The organism is Streptomyces sp. NPDC052036 (genome assembly GCF_040680495.1).
Classification (GTDB): Bacteria; Actinomycetota; Actinomycetes; order Streptomycetales; family Streptomycetaceae; genus Streptomyces.
This window is the reverse complement of the sequence record NZ_JBFAWW010000106.1, coordinates 1-3,159: the sequence shown is the minus strand read 5'-3', so window position 1 is coordinate 3,159 and position 3,159 is coordinate 1. Positions and strand designations below refer to the sequence as shown.

The following is a 3,159-nucleotide window of genomic DNA, read 5'->3' as shown; positions in this document are numbered from 1 at the left end:
ACAGCTCGCGGTCGATCAGCGCGCGGCCCTTCGAGGAGGCGTAGGCCAGGAAAGTCCCGATCTGGGAGTTCTCGGTCCTGCCCGCGGTGCCGGTGTACTGGCGCTGGACACCGGCGGAGCGGGTGCCCTTCTTCAAAAAGCCGGTGTCGTCCCCGATCAGGATTCCGTCCCTGGCGCCGATGGTCTCCACCACGTAGGCGCGTACGTCGTCGCGGACCGCGTCCTCGTCCCACTCGGAGTGGTTGAGCAGGCGCTGGACCGAGTCGGGCCGTACCTGTCCGACCTGCTCGGACACCGTCCAGCCGTTCTTCCTCTCCAAGGGAGCAAGCAGCCCCGTCAGGTAGTCCAGCGCCCGCCCACGGGGTTCCGACCTGCCGAAACGGTGTCCGAACCGGGCATGGAACCTGCAAGGCCGGGTAGTTAAGGTTTCCGGCCGGGGTGCAAGGCGGGGCGGAGCGGGGCCCGTCGCGGTGTGCAGAACGTGATCAACGCGGCCCCGTTGAAGCAGGTGTCGACCAAGACGTCCTGCCCATGGAGCCGCGTTGCCTGTACATTCTGCCTCCCCGCCCGCCCTGGCGACGCTCTCGCGGGAAATCACCCTGGCCGCAGGGCGTTTCGCCGCCGGGCACCTGGGCGGACTGACGCCGTTCCTGCCTTTCGAACTGGTGGACGCCGTCCTGGAGGAGACCCGTGCGGTCCAGCAGCGGCTGCGGGATCTGCCTTCGCGGGTCGGGGTGTACTTCCTCCTGGCGATGTGCCTGTTCCCGGAGGTCGGATACCGGCTGGTGTGGGACAAAATGACGGCTGGACTCGACGGCCTCCTCCCGGCGCCGAGCACGAAGGGCCTGCGCGATCTTCGACGCCGGGTGGGCTGCGCCCCGATGAAGACCCTGTTTGAGGTGGTGGCCGGAGCACTGGCGCAACCACACACCCCCGGGGCCCGTTTCGGCCCCTACCGCACTGTCTCCTTCGACGGCTGCAGCTCCATCAAGACCGCCGACAGCGAACGCAACCGGGGCTGGCTGGGCCGATGCCCGCACGGCGGCTATCCCCAACTCGAGTTGATGACGCTGGTCGAGACCGGAACCCGGGCGGTGATCGCCGCGATCTTCGGGCCTACCAGGGAGGGCGAGACCTCCTACGCCACCCGGCTGCTTTCGCACCTTCGCCCCGACATGCTGGTGCTGTGGGACCGGGGTTTCGACGGCAACGACTTCCTCGCCGCCGTGCACACCACGGGCGCCCGCATCGTGGGCCGCATCAGCCAGCGCCGCCGCCCACCGGTGCTGAAGACCCTCGCAGATGCCTCCTACCTGTCGGCCATCGGCGGCGTCCCGGTACGCATCACCGAGGCCCAGGCCAGCGTCACCTGCGCGGACGGCAGCGGCTTCGCAGGCACCTACCGCCTGGTCACCACGCTGCTGGACGCCCACCGCTTCCCCGCCGACCGCCTCGTGCGCCTTTATCACGAGCGCTGGGAACACGAGAGCGCCTATTACGCGCTGCGTCACACCATCCTCAACGGGCGCGTGCTGCGCTCGTGCGACCCGGTCCGCGTCGAGCAGGAGATGTGGGCCCTGCTGGTCCTCTACCAGCTGCTACGCCGGGCCATGGTCGAGGCGGCGGAGTCCCGGCCGGGCACCGATCCCGACCGCTGCGGCTTCACCATCGCCCTCCACACAGCCCGCGACCTGCTGGTACGCGCGGAAGGAATCCTCGAGCAGGGCCTCGGCACAATTGGAAGCAGGATCTTGGCAGCGCTGCTGCCAGCACGCCGGCCCCGCGTCAGCACCCGAAAGGTGAAATCTCCCATCTCCCGATATGCGGAACGGAAGTTGGACGGCCGCCCGGACGCGGGCCAGACGGTGACTGCCGTGACGATCACGCTCCTACAGCCCCCGCCCACTCGCCCCGAACTGCCAGCGGCCACGGTCCCCCAGTACGTCGGTGCCGGCAAAACCAGCAACCGCATGGCGCGCGTCCTCGCCGTGCTGCAGGAAGAGCCCGAGCGGCAGTGGCGGGCCCGAGAGATCGCCGAGCTCCTCGGCGACGTCACCCTCGTCGCCACTTACCGGCAACTCGCCCGCTGGACCGAGAAAGGGCTGATCAAGAGGATCCGTGCAGGCCGCTACGCGGCAGCCGCACCGCCAACGGCCGCTGCCTTGCGCCCCGGTCACCAGCGCTAACTACCCGGCCTTGATGGAACCTGGCTATCCCCTCGGACCAAGACTCGACCTGCTCAACCGTCAGTTCATCAGCACACAGTCACACCAACGAGCCCCAGCAACACAAGTCACGCCAGGTGCGGTTGCAGTACTAGTCCGGTTGTGGCGGACCAGCTGGCGAGCAGTTTCAGGCCGTCCTCGGCGGCGGTTTCGGGGGGCGCGCTGTAGACGACCACGCTCAGGCCGCTTTCGTCCGGCAGGCTCATGGTCTCCTGATCGAGTTCCAGGTCTCCGACGAGCGGATGGTTGAGGCGTTTGGTGCTTTCGCGGAAGACATGTACGTCGTTGGATCCCCACATCACGCGGAAGGTGTCGCTGCGGGTGGACAGTTCACCGATCAGGTTCGACAGTTCCCGGTCGTAGGGACTCTTCCCCGCCTCGACGCGCAGCGCGCCCACGGCGAAGCGGGTCATGCGCTCCCAGTCGGTGTAGAACCACCTGGCTGCTGGATTAAAGAACGCGAACCGGGCGACGTTCGCCCCGCAGGTCGGGTCGGCGTACATCTCCGAGTGCAGGGCCCGGCCCAGTGGGTTGGCGGCCAGCATGTCGAGGCGGTTGTTCATCACGTATGCCGGCATCCCCGGCATGCCTTCGACGATCCGCGCCACGCTCGGCCTCACCGTCGGCCGGACCTCCCGCTGCCGTGCCCGCGGCGCCGGCCCGGCAGCGCGGGCGAGGTCGTACAGGTACATGCGCTCGGTGGCATCCAGCCGCAGGGCGCGAGCCAGGGCGTCCAGCACGCTGTCGGAGACACCTTGGAGGTTGCCGCGCTCCAGGCGCGTGTAGTACTCGACGCTCACCCCGGCGAGCGTGGCGACCTCTCCCCTGCGCAGTCCGGGTTGGACCGGTTGGATGGACGGTGACGTACGGTCCGACCGCTGGAGGTGTGGTGGCTGAGCCTGTGCGGGTGCGCAGACTGGCCGACCAGGAGGGG

Annotated in this window: 2 protein-coding genes and 1 pseudogene; 1 reads left to right on the top strand and 2 read right to left on the bottom strand. The window is 68.6% G+C overall.

Annotated elements, in window-relative coordinates:
* Positions 1-382: pseudogene (locus AB0L95_RS41960) on the bottom strand (transposase); the annotation flags it as partial.
* Between the two features lie 160 nt (positions 383-542).
* On the opposite strand from AB0L95_RS41960, the gene AB0L95_RS41955 reads away from it, so the two are divergent.
* Positions 543-2,186, top strand: coding sequence for an IS4 family transposase (locus AB0L95_RS41955; protein ID WP_365171911.1), 1,644 nt, complete (start codon positions 543-545; stop codon positions 2,184-2,186).
* Positions 2,187-2,293: 107 nt separating this feature from the next.
* Here AB0L95_RS41955 and AB0L95_RS41950 read toward each other — a convergent pair whose 3' ends face one another.
* Entirely contained in the window at positions 2,294-3,058 is a 765-nt protein-coding gene (locus tag AB0L95_RS41950) for a helix-turn-helix transcriptional regulator (RefSeq protein WP_365171913.1), read from the bottom strand.
* Between the last annotated feature and the right edge of the window lie 101 nt (positions 3,059-3,159).